13 protein-coding genes and 1 riboswitch are annotated in these 14,761 nt (G+C 68.2%); of the genes, 9 read left to right on the top strand and 4 right to left on the bottom strand.

The window, feature by feature from the left end:
* Positions 1–132: 132 nt before the first annotated feature.
* The gene (locus F7Q96_RS21560) at positions 133–1,446 is read right to left on the bottom strand and encodes a hemolysin family protein (RefSeq protein WP_053823709.1); all 1,314 of its coding nucleotides are present in this window, start codon (positions 1,444–1,446) and stop codon (positions 133–135) included.
* A gap of 127 nt (positions 1,447–1,573) precedes the next feature.
* On the opposite strand from F7Q96_RS21560, the gene F7Q96_RS21555 reads away from it, so the two are divergent.
* Positions 1,574–2,479 carry a helix-turn-helix domain-containing protein gene (locus F7Q96_RS21555; protein ID WP_053823710.1) on the top strand — a complete coding sequence of 302 codons (906 nt, stop codon included), beginning with the start codon at positions 1,574–1,576 and terminating at the stop codon, positions 2,477–2,479.
* On the opposite strand, the gene F7Q96_RS21550 is transcribed toward F7Q96_RS21555, so the two are convergent.
* A complete protein-coding gene (locus F7Q96_RS21550) occupies positions 2,467–3,066 on the bottom strand; it encodes an acyloxyacyl hydrolase (protein ID WP_226995049.1) in 600 nt (199 codons plus the stop codon). The two genes, F7Q96_RS21555 and F7Q96_RS21550, sit on opposite strands and share 13 nt — an antisense overlap.
* Before the next feature lie 240 nt (positions 3,067–3,306).
* Positions 3,307–3,497, top strand: a riboswitch (FMN riboswitch).
* Between the two features lie 235 nt (positions 3,498–3,732).
* Here F7Q96_RS21550 and ribB point away from each other — a divergent pair.
* Both ribB and F7Q96_RS21540 read left to right on the top strand, forming a co-directional pair.
* Positions 3,733–4,452 (top strand): 3,4-dihydroxy-2-butanone-4-phosphate synthase, encoded by a 720-nt coding sequence (ribB, locus tag F7Q96_RS21545; RefSeq protein ID WP_053823713.1) that lies wholly within the window; start codon positions 3,733–3,735, stop codon positions 4,450–4,452.
* 304 nt (positions 4,453–4,756) lie between these two features.
* Positions 4,757–5,338 (top strand): surface-adhesin E family protein, encoded by a 582-nt coding sequence (locus F7Q96_RS21540; protein WP_053824578.1) that lies wholly within the window; start codon positions 4,757–4,759, stop codon positions 5,336–5,338.
* A gap of 89 nt (positions 5,339–5,427) precedes the next feature.
* Here F7Q96_RS21540 and F7Q96_RS21535 read toward each other — a convergent pair whose 3' ends face one another.
* Positions 5,428–5,928 carry a hypothetical protein gene (locus F7Q96_RS21535; RefSeq protein WP_249041700.1) on the bottom strand — a complete coding sequence of 167 codons (501 nt, stop codon included), beginning with the start codon at positions 5,926–5,928 and terminating at the stop codon, positions 5,428–5,430.
* 705 nt (positions 5,929–6,633) lie between these two features.
* Between F7Q96_RS21535 and F7Q96_RS21530 the strand changes: the two genes are divergently transcribed.
* Both F7Q96_RS21530 and mdoH read left to right on the top strand, forming a co-directional pair.
* Complete coding sequence (locus F7Q96_RS21530; RefSeq protein ID WP_269465302.1) at positions 6,634–8,163, top strand: glucan biosynthesis protein G; 1,530 nt, start codon at positions 6,634–6,636, stop codon at positions 8,161–8,163.
* Positions 8,136–10,715 (top strand): glucans biosynthesis glucosyltransferase MdoH, encoded by a 2,580-nt coding sequence (mdoH, locus tag F7Q96_RS21525; RefSeq protein WP_151023263.1) that lies wholly within the window; start codon positions 8,136–8,138, stop codon positions 10,713–10,715. The genes F7Q96_RS21530 and mdoH overlap by 28 nt, the downstream gene beginning before the upstream one ends.
* Before the next feature lie 217 nt (positions 10,716–10,932).
* On the opposite strand, the gene F7Q96_RS21520 is transcribed toward mdoH, so the two are convergent.
* Complete coding sequence (locus tag F7Q96_RS21520) at positions 10,933–11,499, bottom strand: hypothetical protein (RefSeq protein ID WP_053823714.1); 567 nt, start codon at positions 11,497–11,499, stop codon at positions 10,933–10,935.
* 316 nt (positions 11,500–11,815) lie between these two features.
* Between F7Q96_RS21520 and F7Q96_RS21515 the strand changes: the two genes are divergently transcribed.
* The 4 genes from F7Q96_RS21515 to F7Q96_RS21500 all read left to right on the top strand — a co-directional run bounded on the left by F7Q96_RS21515 (position 11,816) and on the right by F7Q96_RS21500 (position 14,753).
* Entirely contained in the window at positions 11,816–13,036 is a 1,221-nt protein-coding gene (locus tag F7Q96_RS21515) for a Bcr/CflA family multidrug efflux MFS transporter (RefSeq protein WP_053823715.1), read from the top strand.
* A 261-nt stretch (positions 13,037–13,297) separates the two neighbouring features.
* Complete coding sequence (locus F7Q96_RS21510) at positions 13,298–13,579, top strand: HU family DNA-binding protein (protein ID WP_006577833.1); 282 nt, start codon at positions 13,298–13,300, stop codon at positions 13,577–13,579.
* A gap of 173 nt (positions 13,580–13,752) precedes the next feature.
* Positions 13,753–14,238 carry an acyl-CoA thioesterase gene (locus tag F7Q96_RS21505; protein ID WP_006577832.1) on the top strand — a complete coding sequence of 162 codons (486 nt, stop codon included), beginning with the start codon at positions 13,753–13,755 and terminating at the stop codon, positions 14,236–14,238.
* A 26-nt stretch (positions 14,239–14,264) separates the two neighbouring features.
* Complete coding sequence (locus F7Q96_RS21500) at positions 14,265–14,753, top strand: CreA family protein (protein ID WP_053823716.1); 489 nt, start codon at positions 14,265–14,267, stop codon at positions 14,751–14,753.
* The last annotated feature ends 8 nt before the right edge of the window (positions 14,754–14,761 follow it).

Genomic DNA, 14,761 nt, shown 5'->3' with positions numbered 1-14,761 from the left:
CGGCACGGAGCGTGCAACGGAGCAGCAGCGGCGGCAAATTCAAGCGACATCGCCAAACAGTACCTCCGACCTTGCTCCCTCTCGCGCTTGCGGGAGAGGGGGGAGGGCAGGCTCGCCTCGCAGGCTGGACGGCTAGCCCGTCGTATCCGGCTCCGGGCCTTCCTCGGCCGGCAGCCGGCTCGCCAGCACCTTGTCGATGCGCTTGCCGTCCATATCGATGATCTCGAATTTCCAGTCCAGCCAGCTGACCGAATCGGCGATCTGCGGCAGCCGTCCCAGCAGCAGCAACAGCATGCCGGACAGCGTGTGATAGCGCTCCTTGTCTTCCTCCGGCACGCTGCGCAGGCCGATGCGGTCCTTCAGCTCGGGGATCGGGATCAGGCCGTCGAGCAGCCAGGAGCCATCCTCGCGCTGCACCGCCCACTCGTCGCCGGCGATGTCCGGCTTGAACTCGCCGGTGATCGCCTCGATCAGGTCCTGCAGCGTGACGATGCCCAGCACCTCGCCGTACTCGTCGATGACGAAGGCCATCTGTCCGCCCGACGAGCGGAAGTGTTCGAGCAGCTCCATGCCGGTGACGCTCTCGGGCACATAGACAGGGGCCTGCATCACCGCGGCCAGGTCGGTGGCCTCGCCGCGCAGCTTGCGCGCCAGCAGCTGGCGCGCGCTGACCACGCCGATCACGTCGTGCATGCCGCCGCGCACCACCGGAAAACGCGAGTGGTCCGACTCCTCGATGCGGCGCAGGTTTTCCTCCAGCGGCAGTTCGACGTCGAGGCTGACGACGTCGCCGCGCGGCACCATCAGCGAGGTCAGCTGGCGGTCGTCGAGCCGGAACACGTTGCGCACCATGGTGTGCTCGTGGCGTTCGATCACACCGGCCTCCGAGCCCTCGACCAGCAGCGCGTGGATTTCTTCCTCGGTCACCGCGGGGCCGGTGCCGCTCTTGACGCCGATCAGCCGCAGCACCAGCCGGGTCGAACCCGACAGCAGCTTGACGAACGGCGTCGAGGCGACCGCCAGCCAGGACAGCGGCCGCGCGACCGCGCGCGCCAGGGTTTCCGGCGCCAGCTGGCCCAGCCGCTTGGGCACCAGTTCGCCGAGCACGATGGAAAAGTAGGTCAGCCCCGCGACCACGATGGCGGTGGCCACATAGCCCGCGGTCGGCTGCGCCATGCCCAGTCCCTGCAGCCACAGGCCCAGCGGCTGCGCCAGTGCCGACTCGCCGACCACGCCGTTGAGCACGCCGATCGACGTGATGCCGATCTGCACGGTCGACAGGAAGCGGGTCGGGTCCTCGCCCAGCTTGACCGCCTCGATCGCGCCGCGATCGCCTTCGTCGATCAGCTTCTGCAGACGGGCCTTGCGGGCCGAAACCAGCGCGATCTCCGACATGGCGAACACGCCGTTGAGCAGGATCAGCGCCAGCAGGATGGCTATTTCCATCAGGGTGCGCGCCCTACGCGCGCGGGTGTTGTCGAGCCGTCAAGCATAACATCGGCATGTGGCACGCCTGCCGTTCATTACCTGGCAGGTTATCGCCACAGCGCGCGCCGCATGCTGTAATGCGGCCATGGACACGCTGACCCCCGCCTCCGAAACCGCCCTCGACTTTCCCGCCCTGCTGCGCTACTGGCGCGGGCGCCGCGGCTACAGCCAGCTCGCGCTGTCGCTTGCGGCGGGGGTGTCGCAGCGGCATATCAGCTTTCTGGAATCGGGCCGCGCACGGCCCAGCCGCGAGATGATCCTCGCGCTGTCGGACCGGCTCGGCGTGCCGCTGCGCCAGCGCAACCGGCTGCTGCTGGCGGCCGGCTTCGCCCCCGCTTACAGCGAGCACGCGCTGGCCGAGCCGCCGCTGCAGATGGTGCGCCAGGCGATCGCGCTGATCCTCGCCAAGCAGGAGCCGTATCCGGCGGTGGTGCTGGACCGCTTCTGGAACATCAGCGATGCCAACCGCGCCTATCGGCGCATGGTCGACGTGCTGCTCGACGGCCGCGCCGTCGCGGTGCTGCCCGAGGGCCTGGGCAACGATGCGGGCGGCGGCCCGCGCATCAACCTGATGCTGACCGTGTTCGATCCGCAGGGGCTGTGGCCAATGATCGAGAACGCCCATCAGGTCGGCCGCTATCTGCTGCGACGCGTCTGGCAGGAGCTGCAGGCGCAGGCGCACGACCGGGTGGCGCGCGAGATCTTCGCCCGCATCGCGCAATGGCATCCGGAAATGATCGGCCCCGGCGGCGTGCCGCACGCGGACGACGACGGCAGCGAAGGCCCGCTGCCGCCGGTGCTGCCGGTGGTGCTGCGCGCCGACGGCTTCCAGGCCTCGCTGTTCTCGACGCTGACCACGCTGGGCAATCCGCATGACGTCACGCTGCAGGAACTGCGGATCGAATGCTTCTTCCCCGCCGACGAACCGTCGCGCCTCGCGCTCGAAGCGCTGGGGCACGACGCGGCGCCCGCCGCCGTTCAGAACCGGTAGCGCAGATAGGCGGTATGGAAGTCCGAGCCGGGGTTCGGCTTCTTGATGCCGGCATTCGAGATGTGCTGGTAGCGGTAGCCGACGGCGAAGCGCTGGTCCTTGCCGAAGGCGATGCCGACGCCTGCCATGTCGGAGAACTGGAACGCGGTCGACATCGTGTGGTTGTCCGAAGTCCGGGTCCCGCTCATCAAGCGCACGCCGATCGATGCCTCGAGGAAGGGCACCCAGCGATGGCGCTGCCAGGCCAGCCGCAGCACCGGCTGCGCGCCGATCTCCCACAGGTTGCGCGGGTTGGCGTCGCTGGTGCTGTCCCAGCGCGCGACATTGACCTCCCACAGCAGGCCGAGCCGCAGGCCGGTCGGGTCGCCCCAGCCATAGCCGGAGTCCCAGCCGAAGGCGATATCGACCTTGCGCACATCGGTGCGGCTGTCGGTGCCGTAGGCGATCTGCACGGTGGGGTCGGCCCATGCCGCGGTGCCGGCAATCAGCAGGGGCAGGGCGACGAGCCAGCGCAGCGCTCGCATGGACTGACGGGATGGGGAAGGGCGGCGGGACAGGCGGGCAAACGGGTCGTCGTCGAATGGCATCGTGATCGCGGCAAGAAAAACGGGAACGGGAAACGCGGGGAGAGCGCGGAAAGCCTGCGGCGGCTCGAGGGATTCCGGCGTCCGCATGGCGGGCGCGGCGCCCGCGCAAGTCGTTTAGTTGTAGTACAGATCGGGCGCTTACGCCGCATCGCGTGATAACATCGCAACGCCGGCGCGGGCCTGCGCCTTTGGGAATCGGCCCACGATTCCTCGAAGAGCAAGCGCGTTTCGCCGGTTTCGTTACGTCTTCAGGGCGGGGTGAAAGTCCCCACCGGCGGTATGCCGGACGCGTTCTCCGACGCGGCCGGCGAGCCCGCGAGCGCCCGCGTCGTTCCATGTCTTCGTTGTATCCGACATGGTTGCGCGCGGGGTCAGCAGACCTGGTGAGAGGCCAGGGCCGACGGTCATAGTCCGGATGAAAGAAGATGGGCGAGCAAGCATCGCTGCCGCTTCACTGCCGCCTCATGCGATTCGGCTGGAACGGCGCGGGCTGCGCGGTCGCGTGCCCCTGCATGCGGCCGGCGGCTCGTCGCCTGGCCATGCGCGAATGGACAGCGTCGCGGACGATCACGCAGGTCGGCGCTTCGAGCCGGCCGTCGTGCGCGCTCCCGCTTGCGCCGCCAATCCCCTGAAACGCCCGTTGATCTTTACGCAAGGAGCGTTTCAATGCTGTCCACGCTGTCCACTTCCCAAGCCGATATTTCCGCCGACCACGCCGCGTTCGCGCCGGCTGCCGCCGATCCTGCCGACGCCATCGTGCCGGCGCTTCCCCACGATCTGCCGACCCGCATCGAGCAGGCGCTGCAGGCCATGCGCGAAGGCCGTCCCGTGGTGCTGATGGACGACCACGACCGCGAGAACGAGGCCGACCTGATCGTCGCGGCCGAGCGGCTGACGCCGGCCAACATGGCGATGCTGATCCGCGAATGCAGCGGCATCGTCTGCCTGTGCCTGACGCGCGAGAAGGTCGCGCAGCTGGGGCTGCGGCCGATGGTCGAAAACAATCGCAGCCAGTACGGCACCGCGTTCACGGTGTCGATCGAGGCCCGCACCGGCGTCACCACCGGCGTCAGCGCGGTCGACCGGATCACCACGATCCGCGCGGCGATCGCCGACGATGCCGGGCTCGACGCGGTCGTCAGTCCCGGCCACGTGTTTCCGCTGGTGGCCGCCGACGGCGGCGTGCTGACCCGCCGTGGCCATACCGAGGGATCGGTCGAGCTGGCGCGGCTGGCCGGCCTGAAGCCGGCCGCGGTGCTGTGCGAGCTGATGAATCCGGATGGCACGATGGCACGCTACGAACAGGCGCTGGCTTTCGCCGCGCAGCACGATCTGCCGGTACTGACCATCGCCGAGCTGGTCGCCTGGCGCGAGCAGGGGCACTGAGGCCGGCGCCGACCGGGGCCTGAATCACCGCGCAAAGTACGGCCCGACACACGGCCCGATACACGGCCCGATACACGGCCCGATACACGGCGCGATCCGCATCGAATGCCGCCGCCGGCGGCACCGTTGCGGCCGCCGCGGCGCGTCGCTGTGCGACAATACCGGCTGTCGCGCGGCCCGTGCATCTCGCGGCCGCGCCTGCCGCCGGTCCCCGGGCCGTCCCTGTCTTGCCAACGCGCCCCGCATCATGTCGTCTCGTGTCGCCACGCCCGCACCGCGCCGCCGCGCCCTCAGCGCCGGCGCCATGTCCCTTCGCTTGCGTTCTTCCGCTTGGCTCGCGCCGCTGCTGTTGGCCGCCTCGCTGACGCTGGCGCCGGCATTCAGCGCCGACGCCCACGCCGACACCGCGGGCGGCAAGGTGATCCCGGCCGCCGCGGGCGGACTCTATCAATGCCAGGGACCGAATGGCGGCACCGTGTTTCGGTCGACACCGCGCGAGGGTTGCGTGACGCTGGCCGCGCCAGACCCGTCCGCGCCCGATCCGCAGCGCTGGCTGCCGCTGATGGGCGCCAACGGCGTGATCTCGTACCTGGACCAGCGCTCGGTGCGCCGCCAGGGCGCGCGCATCGGTGTGGTCGTGATGCGCAACGCGCCGGTCGGCGGCGCCATCCACACCACCAGCGGCGAGCCGATCCAGTCGTCGCTGCGGCGGATGGTGCTGGACTGCGCGACGTCGATGTATGCGGTGGTCGAACAGACGCTGTTTCCCCGCCGATTCGCGCGCGGCGAGCCGCTTTACACGATCCGCTCGCCGCAGCGCGCGACACCGCGGCCGGTCTCGTCCGGCTCGCTGGCCGGCGAGGTGATGGCACGCCTGTGCCGCTGAGCGCCGTGGTGCGCGCTCGCCGCTGAGCGGCCTTCCCCTGGAGCCGGCAAGGTCATTGCCGGCTGCTTCCATCCCCGCTGTTTCCTTCGTTATTCGTCCTCGACGGCACGTGCCCGCCAGCGGCCATCGGGCTGCTTGCAGAACCAGCCCGTCCAGCTTTCCTCGTTGCTGGACCGCTTCAGTTCGCTGCGGATCTGGCGGCAGGGCTGGCCGCGGTCGGTCTTGCTCTGCAGCGGCGTGATCCGGGCGTAGGTGGCCGGGCGCCGCGGCGTCGCCTGGGTGCGCCACGACACCGCGGTGCCGTCCTCGGTCGCGGTCAGGGCGCGGTTGACCGCGGAAGCGAAGGCGCGCGCCTCGCTCTGCGTCATCGTGCCGGCGATCGTGCTGGTCAGATAGTGGTCGACGTAAGCCCGTGCCGGCGACGGCGCGCCCAGGGCCAGCGCGAATACCAGTGGCGCAAGCTCCGGCGGCAGCGGCAGACGGGCGGGCGCTGCATGCGGCATCGGCATCCCCTTGGTGGGCGAGATCATCTGAGCAGGCGAGGCGGCGGGGGCGGCGCGGGCAAGACCCATCGCACATCGGGTCGCCATCGGGCGGATCGGTCGATTGTAGTGCGCGCGGGCACCGGCCGAGGCGGCGGGACGGCGGCGTGCGTGTCCCGGCCCACCAATGCACCGTTTTGTCGGACAGCGCCTGATTGACGCGGCAAGGGCACGGGCCTAGTTTCAATCGTCGCGCCCGCTGCGGCCCGTTCGCGTGCCGGCCTCCCGCCGGAAGCCACGGCCGCATCCGCAACCGACCCGCGTGCCGTCCGGCGCGCATCCGATCCCGTCACCGATTCGCTGCTCCTGTGCGCAGGACGACAGGGGCGGAAGGGCGTTTGCGTGCGCCGCCTGGCGGCCGGTTTGTTGCGGTGCAATGCCGGCGTCATTCGAGTCATAAGGAGGATACCCGACGTTGAGCAGTCAAGAGACGAATAATCAACAATCGTTTCAAATTGTTGCAACCGTTGCGTGATCGAAACGTGACTTTTGGTAGGCAAATTTGTTAAGGTTTTGTCCCGCATTGCAGCAAATCCAATACCTTCCAAGCGTCACCCAAGTCACAGCCCCCGGCATAGTCCGTCACGGGGCGGCTCAGGCACCGGTCATCCGGCCTGGCCATCGACGAGTTTCCGCGCCACTGTCCGCGGCTTCCCGAATAACCAATTGCATTACCGACTACCGCCTTTGATGACGGCATTCATGATCGACTCCGCCATTTCTCCGCCGCTTTCCGCCCGTTCGCGCCGGCCGATGTCGCCGACGCGCTTCGACGGCCTGCGACTGGGACGCTGGCTGTGTGCCGGTGCGCTGGCCTGCTTCGCGATGGCGGCGCATGCGTTCAGCTTCGATACCGTGGCGGCGCGCGCGCGCCAGCTGGCCAATTCCCCGTACAAGGCGCCCAAGGCCCATCTGCCGACCGAGCTGCGCGAGCTGTCGTATCCGCGCTATCGCGAGATCCAGTACAAGCCCGAACGTTTCGTCTGGCGCAATACCAGGCTGCCGTTCGAGCTGTCGTTCTTCCACGAGGGCATGGTGTTCGACCAGCCCGTCAAGATCAACGAGGTCACCGGCAACCGCGTGCGCGAGATGCGCTTCAATCCGGCCGACTTCAACTACGGCTCGCACAAGTTCGACCCCGAGATGCTCAAGGGCCTGGGCTTTGCGGGCTTTCGCGTGCTGCATCCGGTCAACGGCAAGCACAAGGACGAGGTGGTGTCCTTCGTCGGCGCGAGCTATTTCCGCGGCGTCGGCAAGGACCAGTGGTACGGCCTGTCGGCGCGCGGCCTGGCCGTCGACACCGCGCTCGCGTCGGGCGAGGAGTTTCCGCGCTTCGTCGAGTACTGGATCGAGCGTCCCGCACCCGGGGACAAGCAGCTGGTGATCTATGCGCTGATGGATTCGCGCCGCATGAGCGGCGCCTATCGCTTCGTCATCAAGCCGGGCACCGATACCGAGACCGAGGTCAAGGCGCGCCTCTATCTGCGCGAGAACGTCACCAAGCTGGGGCTGGCACCGCTGACCAGCATGTATCTGTTCGGCGAGAACCAGCCGCCGGCCGCGCCGGAGTTCCGTCCCGAGGTGCACGACTCCGACGGCCTGTCGATCCAGCTGGGTACCGGCGAATGGATCTGGCGTCCGCTGGTCAATCCGAAACGCCTGCTGGTGACCTCGTTCTCGGCGACCAATCCGCAGGGCTTCGGCCTGATGCAGCGCGACCGCTCGTTCTCGAGCTACCAGGAAATCGGCGAATGGTATGAACGCCGGCCGAGCGGCTGGGTCGAACCGCGGGGCAACTGGGGTTCGGGCCGCGTCGAGCTGGTGATGATCCCGACGCCGGACGAGACCAACGACAACATCGTGGCCTACTGGGTCCCCGACAATCCGCCCAAGCCGAAGCAGCCGTTCGATCTCGAATACCGGCTGCTGTGGCAGAAGGATCGCGAGCGCATGCCGCCGCTGTCGTGGGTCACGCAGACCCGCCGCGGGCAGGGGCTGACCCGCAACAAGGAAGACAACAGCTTCTCGCTGCTGGTGGACTTCGAAGGCCCCGTCTTCAAGAAGCTCGATCCCGCCGCGCATCTGGATGCGGTGGTATCGGCCGATGGCAACGCCGAACTGCTGCGCACGACGACGCAGCGCAACGAGGCCACCGGTGGCTGGCGCATGACGATGTTCCTGCGCCGCAAGGACGAGAACAAGCCGGTCGAGTTGCGCGGCTATCTTCGCAACGGCAACACAACCCTGTCAGAGACATGGAGCTACATCTTACCCCCAGGCTAAAGCAGCGCTCGGCCGCGGCGGCGTGCGAGCGCTATGTCGACCGCCTGCCGGTATCGCCGGAACAGCGCCGCGACCTGCTCGCCGATACCGCGCTGCATGAAGGCATCGTCATCAAGGGCGATGCCACCGGCGACGATCCCGGCGTGCGTTCGCTGCAGAAGGCGCTGGCCAACGGCGACGGCGCGGCTTCGCCCGCGGGCGCGGCCTACGGCTCGATCGAGCGGCGCCTGCAACTGGCCTATGGCGAGCCGAAGATCGGCGGCGAACCGCTGATCGAGCGGCGCGCCGACGGCACCGTCCATGTGGCCACCGGCCCCGAGCCCAAACGCGCGTCGATGGTGCCGCGGCCGTGGCCGCCGCACCTGGTCGCGGCCTTCGTTCGCAACGGCGTGCGCAGGCTGCTCGGCAAGCCGCCCGTTCCCGAGACATGGGATACGTTGCACGACGGTCCCGATGCCGAGGGCAAGTGGCATCCGGCCGGCGCGCACCGCCGCTGGGTGCTGCTGTTCCTGGTGATCGTGCAGACGATGATGGCGACGTACTTCATGTCGACGGTGCTGCCGTACAAGGGCAACGACACCCTCGAGATGATCACGCTGGGCCTGTTCACCGTGCTGTTCTCGTGGGTCTCGGCCGGCTTCTGGACCGCGATGATGGGCTTCCTGGTGCTGGCCAAGGGGGGGGACCGCCATCTGATCTCGCGCTCCGCGAGCGGCAACGCGCCGATCGCGGACGAGGCCCGCACCGCGGTGATCATGCCGATCTGCAACGAGGACGTGACCCGCGTCTTCGCCGGACTGCGCGCGACCTACGAATCGCTGGAGCGCACCGGCGAGCTGGCCCACTTCGATTTCTTCGTGCTGTCCGACAGCGGCAATCCCGATCTGCGCACCGCGGAAACCGATGCATGGATGGAGACCTGCCGCGCCGTCAACGGCTTCGGCCGCATCTTCTATCGCTGGCGCCGCCATCGCGTCAAGCGCAAGACCGGCAACGTCGCCGACTTCTGCCGCCGCTGGGGCAGCAAGTACCGCTACATGGTCGTGCTCGACGCCGACAGCGTGATGAGCGGCGATTGCCTGGCCACGCTGGTGCGGCTGATGGAGGCCAACCCGGGCGCCGGCATCATCCAGACCGCGCCGCTGGCGACCGGCCGCGAGACGATGTACGCGCGCGTGCAGCAGTTCGCCACGCGCGTCTACGGGCCGCTGTTCACCGCCGGCCTGCATTACTGGCAGCTGGGCGAATCGCACTACTGGGGCCACAACGCGATCATCCGCATCAAGCCCTTCATGGAGCATTGCGCGCTGGCGCCGCTGCCCGGCAAGGGTCCGCTGGCCGGCGAGATCCTGTCGCACGATTTCGTCGAGGCCGCGCTGATGCGCCGCGCCGGCTGGGGCGTGTGGATCGCCTACGATCTGCCGGGCTCGTTCGAGGAATTGCCGCCCAACCTGCTCGACGAGGTCAAGCGCGACCGCCGCTGGTGCCAGGGCAATCTGATGAACTTCCGGCTGTGGATGAAGCAGGGCTTCCACGCCGTGCACCGCGCGGTGTTCCTGACCGGCGTGATGGCCTATCTGTCGGCGCCGCTGTGGTTCCTGTTCCTGCTGCTGTCGACCGCGATGCTGGCCAAGCATGCGCTGGTGCCGCCCGAATACTTCTCGCAGCCGTATCAGTTCTATCCGAACTGGCCCGAGTGGCATCCGGAGAAGGCGCTGGCGCTGTTCTCGGCGACCGCGACGCTGCTGTTCCTGCCCAAGCTGTTCGGCGTGGTGCTGCTGATGAAGCAGGCGCGCCGCTATGGCGGGGCGCTGCGGCTGATGCTGTCGATGCTGATCGAGGTCGTGATCTCGGCGTTGCTGGCGCCGGTGCGGATGCTGTTCCATACGCAGTTCGTGCTGGCCGCCTATATCGGCTGGGGCATTTCGTGGAAGTCGCCGCCGCGCGAGGACGCCGAGACGACCTGGGGCGAGGCGGTGCGCCGCCACGGCTGGCACACGGTGCTGGGTCTGGGGTGGGGCGCGCTGGTGTACTGGCTCGATCCGGGCTTCGTCTGGTGGCTGCTGCCGATCGTCGGCGCGCTGGCGCTGTCGATCCCGCTGTCGGTCTGGCTCTCGCGCGTCAGCCTCGGCCGTGCCACGCGCCGTGCCGGCCTGTTCGTGATTCCCGAGGAGGCCGAGCCGCCGCGCGAGATCGTCGACACGCAGCGCCATGTGGCGGAGGCCGGCGACACGCCGGGCTTCGTCGACGCGGTGGTCGATCCGGTCACCAATGCGCTGATGTGCGCGACCGCGACCGCGCGCGTGGTGCAGCCCGCGGCCACGCAGCGCCAGCATGCGGTGCTGGTGCAGCAGGCGCTGACCAATGGACCGGACAATCTGAGCGCCAGGCAGAAGCTGCTGCTGCTGAACGATCCACTGGCGCTGTCGCGCCTGCACGAGGCGGTCTGGTCGTCGCCGCTGGCCGACGACGGCTGGAAGGCCACGCGCGCGCTGCTGCGCCGCGCGGCCAACGTCGTGCCCCTGCGCCCGCGGGGCAGCGCGGCGGCTTGAAAGATCGGTGATTCACGTTTGCCGATGATTCCCCTCTCCGCTTGCGGGAGAGGGGTTGGGGAAGGCAAGGGCGATGGTGATGCGTGATGCGATCGCGCTTGAAACCATCCCTCTCCCCAGCACTCTCCCCAGCCCTCTCCCCCTGAAGGGGGGGAGGGAGAACACCCCAGGCCGAAACAGTGTCAGCGCGGGAAGTGCCAGCGCGGGACGAATCGTCTCAGCGCAACGCCGCCGTGCAGATCGGCCCGTTGATATAGACGTCGCCGACGCGGCGTTCGCCGCGGGCCTTGCGTGTCATGTAGCGGAACATCATGCTGACGCCCAGCTTGGTCAGGATCTCGACGTCGCGGTTCGCGCAGATATTGCGCTGTAGCGGCGCGGCATAGCTGACCTCGAAGCTGGCCAGATCGAGCATCGGCCCGCTGTAGTTGGTCAATTCCAGCTGGAACAGGATGTGTTTGCCGGGCACCGCCTGGCAGCGGCGCAGACGCGTTTCCTTGTCGATCTCGATCGGCAGCGCATCGTTGAGCTGCCGGCAGGCGCGCGCCAGCACCGTGTCGGGCCGGCGCGAGCTGCGCAGGAATTCGGGGACGCCGGCCGCGCCGGTGTTCTGGCCGGTGGCCGCGCCGCGCAGCATGCGGGTCAGCGAATCGGCTTCATCGACGACCACGGCCGCGCTCGCGGCCGGATGCGCCGCGATGGTACGCGCCGTGACCGGCGCCGCGCAGGCCGGCGAGGCCCACAGCAATCCGGTGGCGGTAGCGATCCCGATGGAGGCCGACATTCCTCGGGCGATCGATGCAGTCGTGTGGTTCGATTTGGTTCGCATGCAGGGAAAGAACGCCTGGAACGGCACGGGGCTGGGGCTGCGCTGAAGTCCCGCGATCGAGACCGGCGATGAAGATGGACCGGCAGTGTGTCGACCGGGTGCATTGTACCTGCCGGCCCCCTGAGGCGGAACCCGCCGGCGCGCGATACATCACGGTGTGCAACAATTGCGCCTTTCGCTTGACGTCGTTTCCCTCGTCCGTCAGTGCCTTGCCGCGCGGCTGTTCGCTGCTCTGTCGCATGCCGGCGCGGACGACATCTTCCCCTTTGCAATGACCCAATCCTCCCGCGCGGCCACGACGCCGCGCTTCCCGCTCTGGCTGCTGATCTGCGCATCGCTGACCGCGCTGGCGCCGCTGTCGATCGACATGTACCTTCCGGCGTTCCCGACGTTGGCCGCCGATCTCGGCGTCGATATCGGCAGCGTGCAACTGACCCTTGGCACCTTCCTGGTCGGCCTGGCAATCGGGCAGTCGTTCTACGGTCCGGTCAGCGACCGCTTCGGACGCAAGGCTCCGCTGTACGTTGGGCTCAGCCTCTATGTGTTGGCCTCGGTCGCCTGCGCGCTGGCGGGCGACGCGCAGGCGCTGATGGCCTGGCGCTTCGTGCAGGCCGCCGGCGGCTGCGCCGGCATGGTGATGGCGCGTGCGATGGTGCGCGACCGGCTCGAGGCGCACGAGTCCGCGCGCGCGTTCTCGTCGCTGATGCTGGTGATGGGTCTCGCGCCGATCCTGGCGCCAATCCTCGGCGGCGCGATCCTGACCGCGCTCGGCTGGCGCGCGATCTTCTGGGTGATGGCCGCGGTCGGCGCGATGATCCTGCTGCTGGTGCATTTCCGGCTGGAAGAATCGCTCGATCCGCGACGCGCGATCCCGCTGCGCCTGGGCGAGGTCTTCCGCAACTACGGCGCGCTGCTGCGCGACCGGGAATTCCTTGGCTATTCGCTGTGCGCCGGCTTTGCGCAATCGGGCATGTTTGCCTATATCGCCGGCTCGCCCTTCGTGCTGATCGAATTGCACGGCATCGATCCTTCCCACTATGGCTTCGTGTTCGGGGCCAATGCCTTCGGCCTGATCGCGATGTCGCAGCTCAATGCCGCACTGGTGCGCGGCCGTTCGCTCGATCGCGTGCTGCGGCTCGCGCTGGCCGCGCCGTGCGCAGCGGGCCTGCTGCTGGCTCTGGCCAATCTCGCCGGCGTGGCGACGCTGCCGGTGCTGCTGATCGGATTCTTCGTCTACGTGGCAGCGCTGGGCTGCATCATGCCCAACGCATCGGCGCTGTCGCTCGCGCATCAGGGCCACCGCGCCGGCACCGCGTCGGCGCTGATGGGCACGCTGCAATTCGGCATGGGCACGCTGGCCGGCACCGCGGTCAGCCTGTGGCACGACGGCACCGCGTTGCCGCTGGGCGTGGTGATGGCCATCGGCGGCATCGGGGCGGTGCTGATGCGGATGCTCGGCCGCCGATCGGCCGCGGTAGCCGCCGCCGAGTAGAAGAGGGCAGGCGGGTCCCGCCGTCGGCCGTTTGCCGGTCGCCCCGCGGGTTGGGGATAACCCGCTGTCGGCGCCGCGCCAAAGCGCGGAATTGAGGGGGTAAATCTCCCCGAAAGCCGCTTGACGGAAGGATTTCCGGCATTTTCGTTGCGTCGGTGCGACTGGGGATTGCCCAATGCGCAAGCGGCGGATTAGACTGCGCCGGTCGGTGAAACGGCTCAGGCTGGTCACCGGTGACGACGACCAACAAGGGATACAGCCATGAATAAAGGTGAACTGGTGTCTGCCATCGCCGCAGACGCGGAACTGAGCAACGCTGCAGCGGAGCGCGCCCTGAACGCCGCGCTGGAAAACATCAAGAAGGCGGTTGCCAAGGGAGATTCGGTCACGCTGGTGGGCTTCGGCAGCTTCGGCGCCGGCAAGCGCGCCGCCCGCACCGGCCGCAACCCGCGCACCGGCGAAACGATCAAGATTCCGGCCGCCAAGACGGTCAAGTTCTCTGCCGGCCAGGGTTTCAAGGACGCTGTGAACAAGAAGAAGTAAGAGCGGGCATCCAGCGGATGCCAACCGGGAGAGCGGCCCATGTGGGCCGCTTTTTTCATTTGGCGCCGCCGTCGCCGCGCCGCGCTACACTCGCATCCTGCAAGCGCATTGCGCCACCGCCGGATTCCATCGCATTCTCAACCCACCCGCGCCGATTCCTCGCGCCGCTCCCGATGAACGACCTCTCGCATCAACTGTCGATGACCGTGCTGATGACGCCGGACATGGCCAATTTCTCCGGCAATGTCCACGGCGGCACCATCCTCAAATATCTGGACATGGTCGCCTATGCCTGCGCCAGCCGTTACGCGGGCCGCTATGTCGTCACGCTGTCGGTCGATCAGGTGGTGTTCCGCCAGCCGATCCATGTCGGCGAACTGGTGACCTTCCTCGCCGCGGTCAACTACACCGGCCGCAGCTCGATGGAGATCGGCATCAAGGTCATCACCGAGAACATCCGCAGCAAGCTCGTGCGCCATACCAACAGCTGCTATTTCACGATGGTCGCGGTCGACGACGACGGCAAGCCGGCCGAGGTGCCGACGCTGGTGCCGCGCGACGAGGTCGAGCGCCAGCGCTTCGCCGCCGCACAACTGCGCCGCCAGCTGCGCCAGGAGATGGAGCGCCGGCACGACCAGATCCAGGGCGCGGTGAGCTGATCATGGCGCGTGCATCCCGTCGTCCGATGACCGCATGTTCGGCGGCATCGCTGGTTGCCGCGCTGGTCGGTGCGCTGGCGTTTGTCTCGGTCGCGCCCGCGCATGCCGAAGAGATCGGCAGCGTCAACACGCATTTCCGCGTGACAGGTTCCGATCGCGTCGTGATCGAGGCCTACGACGATCCCGAAGTCGATGGCATCACCTGCTACGTCTCGCGCGCCCGCACCGGCGGCATCAAGGGCTCGCTGGGCATGGCCGAGGACCCGGCCGAGGCGTCGATCGCCTGCCGCCAGGTCGGCAAGATCGGCTTCAAGGGGCCGCTGCGCCAGCAGGACAACGTGTTCTCCGAACGCATGTCGATCCTGTTCAAGACGCTGCATGTGGTCCGCGTGGTCGACCGCAAGCGCAACACGCTGGTCTACCTGACCTATTCGGACCGCATCGTGTCGGGCAGTCCGAAGAACAGCGTGACGGCGGTGCCGGTGGAGGCCGCCACGCCGATCCCGCTGCGCTGACGCGCGCG

This window comes from Cupriavidus gilardii, from assembly GCF_008801915.1.
Taxonomy (GTDB): domain Bacteria; phylum Pseudomonadota; class Gammaproteobacteria; order Burkholderiales; family Burkholderiaceae; genus Cupriavidus; species Cupriavidus gilardii.
The sequence above is the reverse complement of the archived record's forward strand: the minus strand, read 5'-3'. Positions and strand labels throughout refer to the sequence as shown.

What these genes read in the sequence shown, in the direction of transcription:
- F7Q96_RS21560 (WP_053823709.1), bottom strand. Translation starts at nt 1,446, where the DNA reads ATGGAAATAGCCATCCTGCTGGCGCTGATCCTGCTCAACGGCGTGTTC.
- F7Q96_RS21555 (WP_053823710.1), top strand. Translation starts at nt 1,574, where the DNA reads ATGGACACGCTGACCCCCGCCTCCGAAACCGCCCTCGACTTTCCCGCC.
- F7Q96_RS21550 (WP_226995049.1), bottom strand. Translation starts at nt 3,066, where the DNA reads ATGCCATTCGACGACGACCCGTTTGCCCGCCTGTCCCGCCGCCCTTCC.
- ribB (WP_053823713.1), top strand. Translation starts at nt 3,733, where the DNA reads ATGCTGTCCACGCTGTCCACTTCCCAAGCCGATATTTCCGCCGACCAC.
- F7Q96_RS21540 (WP_053824578.1), top strand. Translation starts at nt 4,757, where the DNA reads ATGTCCCTTCGCTTGCGTTCTTCCGCTTGGCTCGCGCCGCTGCTGTTG.
- F7Q96_RS21535 (WP_249041700.1), bottom strand. Translation starts at nt 5,928, where the DNA reads ATGGCGACCCGATGTGCGATGGGTCTTGCCCGCGCCGCCCCCGCCGCC.
- F7Q96_RS21530 (WP_269465302.1), top strand. Translation starts at nt 6,634, where the DNA reads ATGTCGCCGACGCGCTTCGACGGCCTGCGACTGGGACGCTGGCTGTGT.
- mdoH (WP_151023263.1), top strand. Translation starts at nt 8,136, where the DNA reads ATGGAGCTACATCTTACCCCCAGGCTAAAGCAGCGCTCGGCCGCGGCG.
- F7Q96_RS21520 (WP_053823714.1), bottom strand. Translation starts at nt 11,499, where the DNA reads ATGTCGGCCTCCATCGGGATCGCTACCGCCACCGGATTGCTGTGGGCC.
- F7Q96_RS21515 (WP_053823715.1), top strand. Translation starts at nt 11,816, where the DNA reads ATGACCCAATCCTCCCGCGCGGCCACGACGCCGCGCTTCCCGCTCTGG.
- F7Q96_RS21510 (WP_006577833.1), top strand. Translation starts at nt 13,298, where the DNA reads ATGAATAAAGGTGAACTGGTGTCTGCCATCGCCGCAGACGCGGAACTG.
- F7Q96_RS21505 (WP_006577832.1), top strand. Translation starts at nt 13,753, where the DNA reads ATGAACGACCTCTCGCATCAACTGTCGATGACCGTGCTGATGACGCCG.
- F7Q96_RS21500 (WP_053823716.1), top strand. Translation starts at nt 14,265, where the DNA reads ATGACCGCATGTTCGGCGGCATCGCTGGTTGCCGCGCTGGTCGGTGCG.